At 58.5% G+C, this 15221-nt stretch carries 16 protein-coding genes; 3 read left to right on the forward strand and 13 right to left on the reverse strand.

Translation table 11 applies throughout. The features are described 5' to 3' along the window. Positions 1-51: 51 nt before the first annotated feature. The 6 genes from EI291_RS15510 to nuoK all read right to left on the reverse strand — a co-directional run bounded on the left by EI291_RS15510 (position 52) and on the right by nuoK (position 7919). Positions 52-1182 (reverse strand): S41 family peptidase, encoded by a 1131-nt coding sequence (locus EI291_RS15510; RefSeq protein WP_125421879.1) that lies wholly within the window; start codon positions 1180-1182, stop codon positions 52-54. Positions 1183-1243: 61 nt separating this feature from the next. Next, on the reverse strand, positions 1244-1888 hold the full coding sequence (locus EI291_RS15515) for a hypothetical protein (protein WP_125421882.1): 645 nt from the start codon (positions 1886-1888) through the stop codon (positions 1244-1246). A gap of 577 nt (positions 1889-2465) precedes the next feature. Then, positions 2466-3878, reverse strand: a complete 1413-nt coding sequence (locus EI291_RS15520; protein WP_125421884.1) for an NADH-quinone oxidoreductase subunit N — start codon at positions 3876-3878, stop codon at positions 2466-2468. Positions 3879-4025: 147 nt separating this feature from the next. Further along, a complete protein-coding gene (locus tag EI291_RS15525; protein ID WP_125421887.1) occupies positions 4026-5495 on the reverse strand; it encodes a complex I subunit 4 family protein in 1470 nt (489 codons plus the stop codon). A gap of 57 nt (positions 5496-5552) precedes the next feature. Continuing rightward, positions 5553-7499, reverse strand: coding sequence for an NADH-quinone oxidoreductase subunit L (nuoL, locus tag EI291_RS15530; protein WP_125421890.1), 1947 nt, complete (start codon positions 7497-7499; stop codon positions 5553-5555). Positions 7500-7586: 87 nt separating this feature from the next. Further along, on the reverse strand, positions 7587-7919 hold the full coding sequence (gene nuoK / locus EI291_RS15535; RefSeq protein ID WP_125421892.1) for an NADH-quinone oxidoreductase subunit NuoK: 333 nt from the start codon (positions 7917-7919) through the stop codon (positions 7587-7589). A gap of 250 nt (positions 7920-8169) precedes the next feature. On the opposite strand from nuoK, the gene EI291_RS15540 reads away from it, so the two are divergent. The 3 genes from EI291_RS15540 to EI291_RS15550 all read left to right on the forward strand — a co-directional run bounded on the left by EI291_RS15540 (position 8170) and on the right by EI291_RS15550 (position 9931). After that, a complete protein-coding gene (locus EI291_RS15540) occupies positions 8170-8631 on the forward strand; it encodes a MaoC family dehydratase (RefSeq protein WP_125421895.1) in 462 nt (153 codons plus the stop codon). 194 nt (positions 8632-8825) lie between these two features. Further along, a complete protein-coding gene (locus EI291_RS15545; protein ID WP_240635564.1) occupies positions 8826-9431 on the forward strand; it encodes an RNA polymerase sigma factor in 606 nt (201 codons plus the stop codon). 119 nt (positions 9432-9550) lie between these two features. After that, entirely contained in the window at positions 9551-9931 is a 381-nt protein-coding gene (locus EI291_RS15550; RefSeq protein ID WP_205701610.1) for a hypothetical protein, read from the forward strand. Positions 9932-9976: 45 nt separating this feature from the next. On the opposite strand, the gene EI291_RS15555 is transcribed toward EI291_RS15550, so the two are convergent. The 7 genes from EI291_RS15555 to EI291_RS15585 form a co-directional block, all read right to left on the reverse strand. After that, positions 9977-10498 carry an STM3941 family protein gene (locus EI291_RS15555; protein WP_125421898.1) on the reverse strand — a complete coding sequence of 174 codons (522 nt, stop codon included), beginning with the start codon at positions 10496-10498 and terminating at the stop codon, positions 9977-9979. Between the two features lie 34 nt (positions 10499-10532). Then, complete coding sequence (locus tag EI291_RS15560) at positions 10533-11114, reverse strand: SUKH-4 family immunity protein (RefSeq protein ID WP_125421901.1); 582 nt, start codon at positions 11112-11114, stop codon at positions 10533-10535. A gap of 52 nt (positions 11115-11166) precedes the next feature. Beyond that, on the reverse strand, positions 11167-11643 hold the full coding sequence (locus tag EI291_RS15565) for a YegJ family protein (RefSeq protein ID WP_170172676.1): 477 nt from the start codon (positions 11641-11643) through the stop codon (positions 11167-11169). 68 nt (positions 11644-11711) lie between these two features. After that, positions 11712-12221: an NADH-quinone oxidoreductase subunit J family protein gene (locus EI291_RS15570; protein WP_125421907.1), complete on the reverse strand. Its 510-nt coding sequence runs from the start codon at positions 12219-12221 to the stop codon at positions 11712-11714. A gap of 88 nt (positions 12222-12309) precedes the next feature. Continuing rightward, positions 12310-12873 carry a NuoI/complex I 23 kDa subunit family protein gene (locus EI291_RS15575; RefSeq protein ID WP_125421910.1) on the reverse strand — a complete coding sequence of 188 codons (564 nt, stop codon included), beginning with the start codon at positions 12871-12873 and terminating at the stop codon, positions 12310-12312. A gap of 62 nt (positions 12874-12935) precedes the next feature. Continuing rightward, the gene (nuoH, locus tag EI291_RS15580; protein ID WP_240635569.1) at positions 12936-14012 is read right to left on the reverse strand and encodes an NADH-quinone oxidoreductase subunit NuoH; all 1077 of its coding nucleotides are present in this window, start codon (positions 14010-14012) and stop codon (positions 12936-12938) included. Positions 14013-14116: 104 nt separating this feature from the next. Then, positions 14117-15121, reverse strand: a complete 1005-nt coding sequence (locus EI291_RS15585; RefSeq protein WP_205701611.1) for a 2Fe-2S iron-sulfur cluster-binding protein — start codon at positions 15119-15121, stop codon at positions 14117-14119. Between the last annotated feature and the right edge of the window lie 100 nt (positions 15122-15221).

Consider the following 15221-nt stretch of genomic DNA (forward strand, 5'->3'; position numbering starts at 1 on the left):
AGATTTCTTGATTCGCTAAATAGATAATAATCAATCCTGTGTAATCCATGCTCACTTCGTAATGGCTTCTGATCGTGCCAGCTCCAATGCCTTTTCCAGCACCGGGTCGTGCTGGCGTTGCAGGTCGGACAGGGTGTTTTCGACGGATACGGTGGGGACTACGCCGGTGTCTTCCAGCGGCTGGCCGGTGGGGGAGGTGTAGCGCTGGTTGGAGAGTGTTACTTCCAGCCCGTTGGCCAGGCGCAGGCTGTGCATGTCGGAGAGCATGCCCTTGGTGGCGGTGCCTATTTGCGTTACCTGCGACATACTTCGCAGGGCCATGGTGAGGTCTTCGGCGGCGCTGGCGGTTTGGTCGGAGGTGAGCAGCAGTACCGGGCCGGTAAAGCGCGGGCCGGCGGCAGGCGTCACGTACACGGGTTGGGGCTCGGTAAATTGCGCGTAGCCGCCCGGCTGGCGCACGGCTTTGTAGCCGGCCAGGGTGCGGGCCGTGGCAAAGTGCCCGGCCAGGGCGGTGCCGCTGTGGCCGCCGCCGTTGTCGCGCACGTCCAGTATCAGCGTCTGGCAGCCCTGAAGCTGCTGCAACGCCTGCGAAAACAGCTTTTCCAGCCGCTGCTGGTCCTTGCGTTCCTGCGCATCCGTGCCGAGGGCCCCGGTTACGTCGGCAAAGCAGCGGGTAAGGTGCAGGTAGCCCACCGTGCCGCTCCGACTGAAGTAGATGGGCTGCTTACCCTTGAAATCGGGCCCCAGCCCCTTCAGTGGGCCGAAGCCGGCCGCCTGTAGCTGCTGCGTGGCTACTCGCCAGAACTCGAGCTGCACGGCCTTGAAGGTTTGCTTGAACGCGTTGCGGCGGCTCTCGCCCTTGAACAGGATGGTTTCGCCCCGGCTGATGGTGATGTGGCCGTCGTGCAGCGGCTCCACCATGCGGCGCAGCAGCTGCACCAGCGAGTCGGGCGGGGTTTGGGCCGAAACGCGTGGGCGGTAGGTGCGGTACATGGCGTCCCAGTCGACTTGTTTCAGCGGGAAAAAGGCGTACTGGTCGCGGAAGCCCTGCCAGAACTGCTCGAAGCTTTGCTCGGGTAGGCTAAGGGCGGCAGCGGCCGGCTGCCCGGCCGGCGCTACTGATTGCGCCTGAGTGGGGCCGGCCAGTGCCAGCAGCGCGGGAAGCAGGAAGCGGAATTTCATAGCGGGTAGTAAAGAAGCGGAGCAGAACCGCCGCAAGTATAGCCATCGACCCGCAATGCGCCTACCCGGCCCGCAACAGCACAGTGCCCCGCCGGCCGGTAGCCAGCACCTCGGTGGGCCCGGCCGGTACCAACTGGCTGAAGCGGCCTAACAGCGGCACCCAGTGGCTTCCATCGGTGGAGGTGAACAGCTGCCCTTCACCGCTCAGGTACAGCAGTCCCGCGCCCAACGGTACAACCGGCCCGTACTCATCGGAGGCCGGCAACGGAAGACGATGGCTAAGGTCGGTAAGGGGCAGCAGCGCCGACTGGTGCCGCACGAAACGCTGCCCTCCGGCCGCCACCAGCCGCAGCGGCGGCCACACGCCCGCAAGGCGGGTGCTGGTAGCCGGCGGGCCGGGCTGGTGCAGCAGCGCCGTACCCGCTCCCGCGGGCGTGAGCAGTTCCTCAGGCGGCAGCTGCTGCAGAATATTAAGCGCATCGTCGAACCACAAAACCCGTTCGGCCGGGTGTAGCAGCTCCACTATGCCCCAGCGCAGGTGCTGCACACCGGCGGCATCAGCGAATAACAGGGTATTATCGGAGGCCAGCCAGTGGGTGAGGTTGCGGGCGGTGTGCAGGAGTTTGGGGCCCGTGGGCGTCCAGCGGCTGATGGTGGTTTCCGGTACCAGCACATCCAGCAGCAGCAACTCAGGGCCTACCGCCACCAGCCCCGCGGGCCGGCGCAGCGGGAACTGCGGAAACTGCTCGGCCGGGCGGCCATCCAGCGGGACGCGCGTGAGAATGGACGCCGCACTCCGGCTGGACAGCGGCGTTCCGAAAGTGTAGAAGGCATCCTGCTAATGGGCCAGCCCGGCGTAAGTGAACGGATTTTGGGTCGGAAAGCTGTAGCGGCTGGTGATGGTGCCATCGTCGGCTACGTGCCAGAGGTGGTCCGCTGCCCGCACGTACAGACCGTGGGGTGTACGGAGGGCGTTTTCGGCCAGACGGATAGAGGGTAGAGGTAGTTGATGTATAGAAATGGTGACTCACCCCCGGCCCCTGGTTCGCTTGATGCGCGAAGCCTTGAGGAGAGGAGGGCGGACGAATAGCGGCGGTGGAAGTACATGTGATGTCATCTTGCCGCACAATGATAGTACCGCCCTTCCGCGGACAGATGTAATAATTGAAACGTCATGCAGAGGCGCAGCCGAAGCATGACGTGCTACTTCCCTAAACAACCAACATAAAAAACGCCCCGGCCGGGGAGGGCAGGGGCGTTTGAAGGGTTCAGGCAGATAGAGCTTACAGCACGCCGGCCACCAGACCGGGCAACACGCCCAGCAGTACCGTGAGGGCGGCCAGCAGCAGCAGCGCGCCCGCCTGGAAGGTGGTAACGGGCACCACTTCGTTGGTCGTCGCGTCGGTGTCGCGCATGTACATGGCAATGATAGGACGCAGGTAGTAGTAGATGCTCACCATCGACATCACCACGGCAAACACCACGAGGCCAATGTAGCCATTCTCCACGGCGGCCGAAAACACGAAGAACTTACCGAAGAAGCCACCCGTGAGCGGAATGCCGGCTAAGCTCAGCATCGATACCGTGAGCGAGAAGGCCAGCAGCGGGTTGGTCTTGGCTAGTCCGTTCAGTCCGTTGTAATCCTCGCGCTGCCGGGCATCAGCCACCAGCTTCACCACCCCGAAGGCGGCTACCGTGGCTACCGAGTAAGCCAAAGAGTAGAACAGAATGCCGTTGGCCGAAGCACCTTCCAGCTGACCGTTATACGCCACCAGCGCAATCAAAAGGTAGCCGGCGTGGGAGATGCTGGAGTAGGCCAGCATGCGCTTGATGCTGGTTTGGGCCACGGCGCCGACGTTGCCGATGAGCAGCGTGAGTACGCACATGGCCGTCAGGGTGGGCAGCCAGATGCCTTGGGCGTTGGCGGCCGGGAAGGCCTGCACCAGCAGCTTCAGGAAGGCGGCGAAACCGGCCGTCTTCACAATGGTGCTCATGAAAGCGGCGAAGAACGTGGGCGTACCCTCGTACACGTCGGGCGTCCAGAAGTGGAACGGCGCGGCCGACACTTTGAAGCCAATACCAATCAGCATCAGCAGCATGCCAATGTAAAGCATGGGCTTCAGCGACTCGAAACCGGGAGCCGGGTTCTGCACCGCGAAGCTGATTTCGCTGAGCACGAACGTGCCGGTAGCGCCATACAGCAGCGCCATGCCGAACAGCAGGATGCCGGTGAAGAAGGCACCCATCAGGAAGTACTTGAGGGCGGCCTCGTTGGAGCGCAGGTTGCGCTTATCGGAGCCGGCCAGCACGTACATGGCCACGCTCAGGATTTCGATGCCCAGGAACAGCATCAGCAGGTGGTTGTAGCTCACCAGCATGATAGCGCCCACCAACGAGAACAGCAACAGCGAGTAGTACTCGGCTAGGTTGGCCTCGCCGTCGAGCACGTACTTCTGGGAGAAGGGAATCAGCACCAGCGCCGTGAGCAGCACGATGCCCGTGAAGGCCACCGAGAAGTTGTCGATGGTGAGCATGCCGTTGAAGAACGACTGCGTGCTACCCCAGTCGAGGAAGTTCACCGTCAGGATACCACCCAGGATGAGCATCATCACGGGCAGCAGCAGCCGGTTGGAGCGACGGAACCCGAGAAACAGGTTACCCAGGCCCAGAACGGAAAGTAGAATGATGGAATTCATATGGTCGGGACCCCACCCCCCGGCCCCCTCCCCTCCGGGAGAGGGGGAGCCAGACGAAGATGTAGCGGGCTCTTGTTAGACTACAAACTAGGAGTTAAAAAGCTACTGCTAGAGCCCCTCTCCCGGAGGGGAGGGGTTGGGGAGGGGTTACCGTTTAACTACCTCGTTCAGAATGTTCATCACGCTGCCTTCCGACAGGTGCAGGAACGTGTTGGGGAACAGGCCAATCCAGAATACCAGCACGATGAGCGGCACCAGCAGGGCCAGCTCCGAGCCGGTGAGGTCGGTGAAGGTTTCGGTGAACGAGGAATCGGGGCCGAGCATCACGCGCTGGAACATGCGCAGCAAGTACACCGCGCCCAGGATGATGGTCACGCCGGCCACGGCGCCCATCCAGTGGTTGAACTGGTACACGCCGGCCAGCAGCAGGAACTCGCCTACGAAGCCGTTGGTGAGGGGCAGCGCCACCGTGCCCAGCAGCAGCACCAGAAAGCACACCGTCAGCACGGGTGCTTTGCGGGTGAGGCCGCCCAGGTCGGCGATGTTGCGGGTGCCGGTGCGGCGCTCAATGGCGTCGGCAATGAAGAACATACCCACCACGTTCACACCGTGGGCCAGCATCTGAATGCTGGCGCCCTGCAGACCCATCTGGGTCAGCGAGAACACGCCGGCAATCATCAACCCCACGTGCGACAGAGACGAGTAAGCAATCAGGCGCTTCACGTCCTGCTGACGGATGGCAATGATGGCGCCGTAGATGATGCCGATGATAGCCAGAATCAGTACCAGGTTTTGCCAGTAGTCCACGCCCATCGGTACCACCGGCAGCAGCCAGCGCATGCAGCCGTAGATGCCCATTTTCAGCATGATGCCTGAGAGCAGCATGGTGGCCGGGGCCGGGGCCTCGGTGTAGGTGTCGGGCTGCCAGGTGTGGAAGGGGAAGATAGGCATCTTCACGGCGAAGGCCGCGAAAATCAGCCAGAACACCCACATCTGCGTGTCGGCAGTCAGGTTGAGGGCGTAGAACGAAGCCAGGGCCGAGTTGTGGGCCGAGAGGCCGTCGGCCGAGGGGCCGGTCTGGAAGTAGAGGTACACGAAGCCGGCCAGCATGAACAGCGAGCCGATGATGGTGTACAGGAAGAACTTGAACGTGACGCGCGCCCGGTTCACACCGCCCCACACACCAGCCAAGAAGTAAATCGGAATCAGGGCCACTTCCCACATGAAGTAGAACAGGAAGGCATCCTGAGCCGTGAACACGCCAATCAGACCGGTTTGCATGAACAGCACCAGCGCGTAGAACACCGACTCATTCTCGAAGTTGCGGCGGAAGGCGCTCAACAGAATCACCGGCACCAGCACGGCCGTCAGCAGCACCAGCAAGAGGCTCAGCCCGTCCATGCCCACCGCGAAGTGAATACCGGCCGAGGGAATCCAGTTCAGGTTGAAGCTGAATTGGCCGGAGTTGTTGGCGTTGAACGTGAGGGCCGCGTAGGCCGCCAGCGCAAATTCAACCAGGGCCGCGCCCAGCGCCGGAACCCGGGCCGCACGGCCTTTGAAGAAGTGCAGCAGCAGGGCGGCCGCCACGGGCCAGAGTAGAAGAAGGACAGTCAGCATGCGTTATCTGGATGCGGATGAAGCCGGTGAAAAAGTCCGGTCCGGCCGTCAGTAGAATTAGAATTTCCCGAAGTTCAGCGCCATCACCAGCACGATGCCCACCACCATCAGAATGAGGTAGGTTTCCACGGAGCCGGTTTGCACGTAGCGCAGGAGCTGGCCCCCGCCCATAGTCAGGCGGCCGAAGCCGTTCACGATGGGGTCGATGATGCCGTTTTCCACGTAGCGGAACAGGCCGCGCGAGAGCCACATGATGGGGCGCACGAACAGGGCGTTGTACAGCTCGTCGATGTAATACTTGTGGTAAATCAGGTTTTCGAGGAGGCCGCGCGACTCGCCGTCTTCCACCGGGCGCACCCCGCGGCTCACGTACTGCACGTAGGCCAGAATGATGCCCAGTACGCCCGCACCCACCGAGAGGCCGATGAGCATGAGCTCGGTGGCGTGGTCGGCGTGTACGCCGAAGGCAGCCGGGTTCAGCTGCTTGGAGTAAGTGAACAGCGGCGCGAGGTAGTTGGCCAGGTAGGCGTTTTCCTCACCCAGGAAGAAGGGCGCGTTCATGAAACCACCCACGGCGGCCAGAATAGCCAGCACGATGAGCGGCAGCGTCATGGAAGCCGGCGACTCGTGCAGGTGATGCTTCTGCTCCTCAGTGCCTCGGAACTCGCCGAAGAAGGTGAGGAACAGCAAACGGAACATGTAGAAGGCCGTCAGGAAGGCAGTGAACAAACCTACCGCGTACAGCACCTTGCTGTGCTCGAAGGCGTGCAGCAGGATTTCGTCTTTCGAGAAGAAGCCCGAGAAGGGCGGGATGCCGGCAATGGCCAGACAGCCTACGAAGAAGGTGATGAACGTAATGGGCAGCGACTTGCGCAGGCCGCCCATGCGGCGCATGTCCTGCTCGTTGCTCATAGCGTGAATCACGGAGCCCGCGCCCAGGAACATCAGCGCTTTGAAGAAGGCGTGGGTGAGGACGTGGAACAGGGAGGTGCTGTAGCCCATCACGCCCAAAGCCAAGAACATGTAGCCCAGCTGCGAAACGGTGGAGTAGGCCAGCACCTTCTTGATGTCGTTTTGGGCCAGGCCGATAGTGGCCGCAAACAGCGCGGTAGCCGCGCCAATGATGGCAATAACTTCGAGGGTATCGGGGGCCAGCGTGAACAGTACGTTGGCGCGCAGAATCATGTAGATACCGGCCGTTACCATGGTGGCGGCGTGAATCAGGGCCGAAACCGGGGTGGGGCCGGCCATAGCGTCGGGCAGCCAGGTATAGAGCGGCAGCTGGGCCGATTTACCGGTAGCGCCCACAAACAGCAGCAGGGTAATGGCCGTTACCACGCCCGTGCCAATCTGCAGCGTGCTGGCCTTCTGGAACACCTCGGCGTACTGTATCGAATCGAAGGTCAGGTAAATCAGGAAGATGCCGAGCAGGAAACCCAGGTCACCGACGCGGTTGATGATGAAGGCTTTCTTGGCGGCGTTGTTGTAGGCGGTATTCTTGTTCCAGAAGCCGATGAGCAGGTAGGAGCAGAGCCCCACGCCTTCCCAGCCGATGAACAGAATCACGAAGTTGGCGCCCAGCACCAGCACCAGCATGCTGAACACGAACAGGTTTAGGAAGCTGAAAAACTTGCCCACGTTCTCGTCGTGGTGCATGTAGCCGATGCTGTATACGTGAATCAGGAAACCCACGCCCGTCACGAGCAGCAGCATAATCAGGCTGAGCTGGTCGATCTGGTAGCTGAAGGGAATCTGCATCGAGCCGACCGAAATCCAGTCGAACAGTGTGACGGTGTACTGATACTGGAAGTTCAGGAACAGGAACACCGAAATGGCGAACGAGCCCAGCACCGCCAGGCTGCTGATGGCACCGGCCACCGTGCCCGAAAGCTTGCGGTTAAGTAGCCCGTTAATCAGAAAGCCCAAAAACGGCAGCAGCGGAATAAGCACGTACAAAAACGTGGAGTACGGCGCGCCGGCAGCGGGGATTACAGTTTCTTGCATAAGTCAGGGACTTGGGGACTCAGGGATTTAGAGACTTGGACTGGTCAATGCCAAGTCCTCAAGTCCCTGTGTCCCTAAGGCCCTTACCTAGAATTTCAGGCGGTTGAGCAGATTAACGTCGGTGTTTTGCAGGTTCCGGTAGATCATCACGATAATGGCCAGACCCACGGCCACTTCGGCGGCGGCCACGGCCATGATGAAGAACACGAAAATCTGCCCGTTAGGGTCGGCGCGGTAGGCCGAGAAGGCCGTCAGCAGTACGTTCACGGCGTTGAGCATCAGCTCCACGCACATGAAAATGATGATGGCGTTGCGCCGGGTAAGTACGCCCAGCACCCCGATGGAAAACAAAGCGGCGGCAAAGAAGACGTAGTACTGAAGCGGAACCGTTTGGATAACCTCGGGTATGTTCGGGTTCATGCGGAAGGGCTGACGGCGAAAAAGGATGCCTTACTTCAAGGAATGAGGTCAGGACAACTAGCCGGCAAAGGTATCCTGAAAATTGGAAAACGCCACCCTTTAAATTGACCTGTATGGCCGTAGGCGGGCGCGAAGATTCGCTGCGCAGGTTGGCTACGGACCGGCATTTGTACCTTTTTGTGAATAGGTGCGGCGGGGCCCGCCCGGCAAACCGTACTTTAGCACTTCCGCCACCGCAACTTCTCTTTCTATGAGCATTACCATTGGCAGCTTAGCTGAGCTGCAGCAGCACGAAGGCCAGGACCTCGGCATCACGCCCTGGCACATTATTACCCAGGAACAAATCAATCAATTCGCTGCCGCCACCCTGGATTTCCAGTGGATTCACACCGATCCCGAGCGCGCCGCCGCCGAATCGCCGTTTGGCGGGACTATTGCTCACGGCTACCTCACGCTGTCGTTGCTGCCCTATTTCTGGAACCAACTAGTGCAGGTGGAAAACCTGAAGATGCAGGTGAACTACGAAATCAGTGAGTTTCGCTTCAACCAGGCCGTGTTGGTAAATACTCCGGTACGCCTGCACGCCAAGCTGCTGGCCGTGAAAGACCTGCGCGGCATTGCCAAAGCCAATATTGGTGTAACAATGGAAATCGAAGGCCAGAAGAAGCCCGCTTACACCGGCGTTATTACGTTCCTGTACCACTTCTTGTAGGAGGAATTTCTGGCCATAGAACGTCATTCCGAGCGGAGCCGAGGAATCTCGCGTGCTGATGTTGTGATAGTAACCCTGACATCAGCACGCGAGATTCTTCGGCTCCGCTCGTAATGACGTTCTAACAGTTAGCCCAAATAAATTTCCATTTCCCGGTAAAGTATCTTCCGGCCTTCCACGTCTGTGTCAGCAGAATGGAAACCTTAGCTCTACCACTCGACGCTACACGCATGACGGCCGGCCACCAGGACCTGCAGATACAGGAAGCCGTGCGCACTCAACGGAAACGTCTGCTGGCGTTCATCCGCCGCCGTATTCCCGATGAAGCCGAGGCCGAAGACGTACTGCAGGACGTCTTTGCCGAGCTGGTGGAAAGTTACCGGGTAATGAAACCCGTAGAGCAGGCCGCCGCCTGGCTGTTCCGCGTCGCCCGCAACAAAATCACCGACCTCTACCGCCGCAAAAAGCCCGTTTCGCTGGAAAACGAAATGGCGGCCTTCTCTGCTGACGGCGACGAAAACTCGTTGCTGCTGGCTGACATTCTGCCGGCCGCAGATGACGCGCCCGAAAACCGCCTGCTGCGCGAAACCCTCATGGAAGCCCTCAGCGACGCACTAGCTGAGCTGCCCGCCGCCCAGCGCCAGGTATTCATCTGGCACGAACTGGAGGACAAGACCTTCCGCGAAATGGAGGAGGAAACCGGCGTCCCGCTGAAAACCCTGATTTCGCGCAAGCACTACGCCGTGCAACACCTGCGCAAACGCCTCCGCACGCTCTACACGGAGCTGTTTACTGATTAGTCTCTGTCATGCAGAGCGCAGCGAAGTATCTCGCGTGCTGACGTTGCAATGCTAGTCATACATCAACACGCGAGATGCTTCGCTGCGCTCTGCATGACGTTCTTCTAACACCCACTTCTATGAACCGGTCCTTCTGGCTGCTACGCGGCCTCAAATTCATACTGTTTGCTGTTCTGTTTGTAGCCGTAGCGGGCTACGTCACCATGCGCCTCTGGAACTGGCTGCTGCCCGACCTGTTCAACCTGCCCCTCATCAGCATCTGGCAGGCGTTGGGCTTGCTGGTGCTGTCCCGCATCCTGTTCGGGGGCTGGGGCGGCCGTGGCCACCGGGCCGGCTGGGCCCAGAAGCGCCGGATGTGGAAGCAGAAGATGGAGTCCCGCATGGCCGGACTCTCGCCCGAGGAACAGGAAAAATTCCGTCAGAAGATGGAAGGTGTCTGCAACGGCCCCGCCTGGATGCGACGACATAAAGCCGGTAACTCTGAATCGGCATCTTTGTAACGAAACCAACAGCGGCTCCTGAAAACTCAGGAGCCGCTGTTGGTTTCAGGTGTTGTATTGCAGCAGTAGCTGAGTCCGGGTGGCTGGTTGTTCCGCCTGCGTCATGGCGACGACGAACTGGGTAAAGCGCACTTCGTCGATATGAATCAGCCCTAGTGGAATCGTCAGCTCTTGGAAGCCCAGTTCTTTGGAGAGCCGCTTGAGCGCCTTCCCGATACCGGTTTTCCGTTGAGAAGGCTCAAATGCTTCCGGCACAATCAGGCACAGCAGTTTCTCCTTGTGTACCTGCATCAGGTACGCATCCTGAATGATTTCCCAGTTGATAAACTCGTGGTGAGCTACCCGGTCAAAGATGCCCAGCTCGTTAATAATAATCTGGGGCCGCCGGTCCAGGAGCTGAAACAGGCTAACCACACCACCCACCCCAAAAAATACGATACTCGCCCAGCCAACCAGTTTAGGGGCATCGGGCTTACGAATTATCCATAGCCCAATTGCCACGAATGCCGCGCAACCCAGCAACAGCTTTAACGCCCGCCACGGCGACTTGTATAGCCGAATTTCCATAATTCAATTATAGCAAAAAGGGGCACCTGAGGAATCAGGTGCCGCTTTCGGTTCGATAGTATTCCCGGTTGGCCAACAGATTCTGTAGCTCTCCTGCCCAGAAGGTATTCTCGGTAAATGCTGCTGAATCAATCGTAAGCAGTTTCAGGCGTAAATCAGCGAAAAGCTCATCACTAAAGTTAGCATCTAGGAAAGCATCTTCGCCATTTAGTGCCACAGTTTGCTTGCCAAACTCGCAGTATGCTATCAACGCCTCGGCTAATTGCCAAATGCTTGAATTCATATACTGAACAACAAAATCATTTTCATGATCCAACAATAGTATGTGTTGGGTTAGGCTGTCAATCACAATTGGATTGCCTCCCCCGTCTGAGCCGATACATACATAACGTTTAAAGCTGGCCGGTAGGAAATCATACTGAGTTGAAACTAGGTAAGGCGGATTATCCTGGGTTGCAAACGACAAAAAAGGTGCTGCATCTGTCGGTAGGCCAGCTTCCTCCAAAAATTGACGAGTACTACTGCTTAGATCAGCATCCGGCAATTGGATAGACGAGAATGTAGAGGTTGGCTGACCTTGAGCCGACCAGTATTCTTTAATTTCAGCAATAGTCATGAGCAAACATAAAAAAGCGCGGCGGCTGATGCATCAGCCGCCGCGCCTAGTTTCATTCGATAGTAAAGCTCATTTGCTTGTCAAACTCCGCTTGTTCCTCTTTACTCATTCGCCTGCGCATAAGCCGAATAGAATAACCGCCAATCAGTTTGCCGTTCTTCGTGTAGTTCCAGTCGGTGATTGAATCTTTATGAATAGCTACTTGCTGGCCGAATTTCACGGCTGTAATTACATCGGGTTGGTTGTCTATTACTCCAATGATAGAGTCGCCGTTAGCTCTTATATCCGTTAACCAGATGTGCTCATTTGTGCCATCTGGAATCGGAAATGCTGCTTTAACGCCAAAATTGTAAGCAGTGGTATCTCCACTGGCCAGAGCGGTTAGAAACTGGTTTACTGTCTCACGGCTTTGGCGAATTGCTTCAGCCATTTCCGGGTCATCGGTTTTGGCGAAATACATCTGCTTCTTAGCATCCCAGCCTGTCTCCTTTCCAGCGTGCTGACAACTGCCCAAAAGAAAGGCGGCCATCCCAAGAACCATCAAATGGTATCTCAAAGACAGCCGCCTATTGATTAGGTGCTTCACCTTAAAATAGGCTAGAAATTCCGCTCGCCTACTTCGCGCTTGCCGAGCATTACGGCGCCTACCATGGCTACCAGGAACAGCACAGAGGCCAGCTCAAACGGCAGCAGGTAATCGGTATAGAGCTTGAGGCCCAACTGGTCCACCATGCCAATTTGCGAGTTGAAGGCGGTACCCGTCACTCCAACTGGATGCACATCCTTCAGGGCCGCCACCAGAATCAGCAGGAGGGAGCCCCCGGCTACGGCCGCTGCAATTTTGGCCAGCGCGGGCTTATGCGGCTCCGTGTCCACGTTCAGGTTCAGGAACATAATCACGAACAGAAACAGTACCATAATGGCCCCGGCGTACACAATGATGTTCACGGCCGCTAGAAACTGCGCGTTCAGCAACAGGTAATGTCCTGATAAGGAAAAGAAGGTCAGAATCAGGAACAGTACGCTGTGCACCGGGTTTTTGGCAAATACTACACCCAGTGCGCTCAGCAGCGCCACAAACGACAGGAAGAGGAAAAGAGGAGACATCGAGTTAGTTGTCAGTTGTTAGTTGTCAGTTGTTAGGGCAGCGGCCGGTAGCAGTTGTGGCGAACAACTGACAACCAGCAACTAACAACTAAGCCATCCGGGCGCGCAGCGTGTCGGCCTGGTCAGCCGTGAGCTGGATACCGCGTACGGAACGCGCATCCGGCGACACGGGCTCTACCAAACGGTCTTTGCCGTAGATGAACTCATCCCGCTCGTAGCGTGGGGGCGCAATTTTATCGGGCTGCAGATACACGGCCGCCTTAGGGCAGGCTTCCTCACACAGGCCGCAGAAAATGCAGCGCAGCATGTTGATTTCGTAGCTGACGGCGTACTTCTCCTCGCGGTAGAGGCCTTCTTCACCTTTTTTCCGCTCGCCGGCCACCATCGTAATGGCTTCGGCGGGGCAGGCCACGGCGCACAGGCCACAGGCCGTGCACCGTTCCCGGCCCTGCTCGTCGCGCTTGAGCACGTGCAGGCCACGGAAAATGGGAGCGAAGGGACGCACCTCTTCGGGGTAGCGCACGGTGGCCTTCTTCATGAAGAAGTGGCGCATCGTAATGCTCAGACCCTGAAAGATGGCCGGCAGATAGGCCCGCTCAGCCAGCGTCATCGGCTTCTTCTCTAGTTTCTTGGCTCGGTTGGTGAGTTGCATACTATGGTTCCGTTTGCCGGGCAGCGGGAGTCGCCGCAAAGCAAAGTAAGTGAAGTTGTTACTTAAATCACGCCGGCCAGAATCAGGCCACCGGTGAGGACGATGTTGAACACGGCCAGCGGGATGAGGATAGTCCAGCCCAGGCGCATCAGCTGGTCGTAGCGGAAGCGCGGCAGGGTCCAGCGAATCCACATGAAGAAGAAGATGAAGGCGAAGATCTTCAGGAACAGACCCACGGTGCCCAGCAGGGTAATCAGGTTCTGAGCCGAAGCCAGTTCCCAGCCCTGGCTGTTCACGAACCAGTCGCGCAGCTCGTACTGGAAGGGGAAGTTGAAGCCGCCGAAGTACAGCACGCTCATCACGGCCGACACCACGAAGATGTTCACGTATTCCGAGAATAGGTACAAGCCCAGCTTCATCGACGAGTATTCGGTGTGGTAGCCGCCCACCAGCTCGGTTTCGCACTCGGGCAGGTCAAAGGGCGTGCGGTTGGTTTCAGCGAAGGCGCACACCAGGAAAATGATGAAGCCCAGCGGCTGTTTCACGATATTCCAAGTGTGCCACTCACCGGCCACCGACTGCTGCAACGTGATTTCGCGCAGGCTCAAAGTACCCGAAATCATCAGCACGGCAATCAGGGCCATGCCCATGGCCAGCTCGTAGCTGATGTTCTGCGAAGCCGCGCGGATGGCACCCAGCAGCGAGAACTTGTTGTTGGAAGCCCAGCCACCAATCATCACGCCGTACACCCCCAGCGACACTACGCCGAACACCCACAGCATGCCAATGTTGACCTCAATGCCCTGCAGGAAGAAGGCATTGTTGCCAAAGCTCATGTTGTTGCCGAACGGTATTACCGCCGACGACATCAGGGCCGTAATCATGGCCAGGCAGGGGCCGAACACGAACAGTGCTTTGTTGGCACCGCCGGGGAAGAATTCTTCCTTTGTGAACATCTTCACGGCATCAGCCAGCGGCTGCAGCAGGCCGTAGGGGCCGGCGCGGTCGGGGCCCACGCGGTCCTGCAGGAATGCGGCAATTACGCGTTCCGCGTAGGTGCAGTACGTCGCAATCAGCAGCGAAAGCGCAAATACGACGAAGATGACAATGGATTGCCAGCCTAGTGCGGGTAGTTCAATCATGTTTTTGAGCTGTTGGCTAATAGCTGTTAGCCATTAGCTTAATGTTCGGGGAAGTAGCAAAGAAAGCTAACAGCCAGCAGCCATCAGCTAACAGCTGAAAATCAGTTGCCGAGTTTCAGCGGCGGATTTTGCTGCAGGTCGCGGGTAGTGCTTTCGGGCAGGTCGGCTACTACCGATTGGTTGAGGACCGGTAGCTCGTAATGGTTGGCTGAGATAACCGAAGACCGGTCGATGTGGGCGGGGCCCTCAATGGTCCAGTCGGCGGTTTCCTTCTTCTCGAAGCGGCACTCGTTGCAGATCCACTCCTTCACTTCGCCGTACTGGTCCTTGCGGGCCGTGGTGCGCAGCACGTCGTTGCCTTTGTACCAGAGCACCACGTTGCCGGAGCACTTGGGGCAGTCACGGTGGGCATTCACGGGCTTGGTGAACCACACGCGCGACTTGAAGCGGAACGTCTTATCGGTCAGCGCGCCTACCGGGCACACGTCAATCACGTTGCCGGAGAAGTCGTTGTCGATGATGTTCTCGATGTATGTTCCGATTTCGGCAGCGTCACCGCGGCCCAGTACGCCGTGTACCCGGTCTCCTTTGGCAATCTGGTCGGCGGTGAACACGCAACGGTAGCACAGGATGCAGCGCGTCATGTGCAGCTGAATCAGCGGGCCAATGTCGATTTTCTCGAAGGTGCGACGCTCTTCCTGGTAGCGGGTAGTACTCACGCCGTGCTCGAAGGCGAAGTTCTGCAGGTCACACTCGCCCGCCTGGTCGCACACAGGGCAATCCAGGGGGTGGTTGATGAGCAACATCTCCACGATGCCCTTGCGGACGTCCAGCACCTGCGGGTTGGTGGTGTTTTCCACCACCATGCCATCCTGCACCGGCGTTACGCACGAGGCCACCAGCTTGGGCATCGGGCGCGGGTCCTTGGCCGAGCCGGCCGCCACACGCACGAGGCAGGCGCGGCACTTACCGCCCGAGCCTTTCAGCGGGGTGTAGTAGCACATGGCCGGGGGCACGATGCTGCCGCCAATCTGGCGGGCCGCATTCAGGATGGTGGTTCCGTCCGGAACTTCCACCTCGATGCCGTCGAAAGTAATTTTAGCCATTATCGAAAATCGTCTGTCATGCAGAGCGGAGCAAAGCATCTCGCGTGCTGACGTTGTGGTACTATTGATTACTACACGAGCGAGATGCTTCGGCTGCGCC

The organism is Hymenobacter rigui (assembly GCF_003944715.1).
GTDB classification, from domain to species: Bacteria; Bacteroidota; Bacteroidia; order Cytophagales; family Hymenobacteraceae; genus Hymenobacter; species Hymenobacter rigui.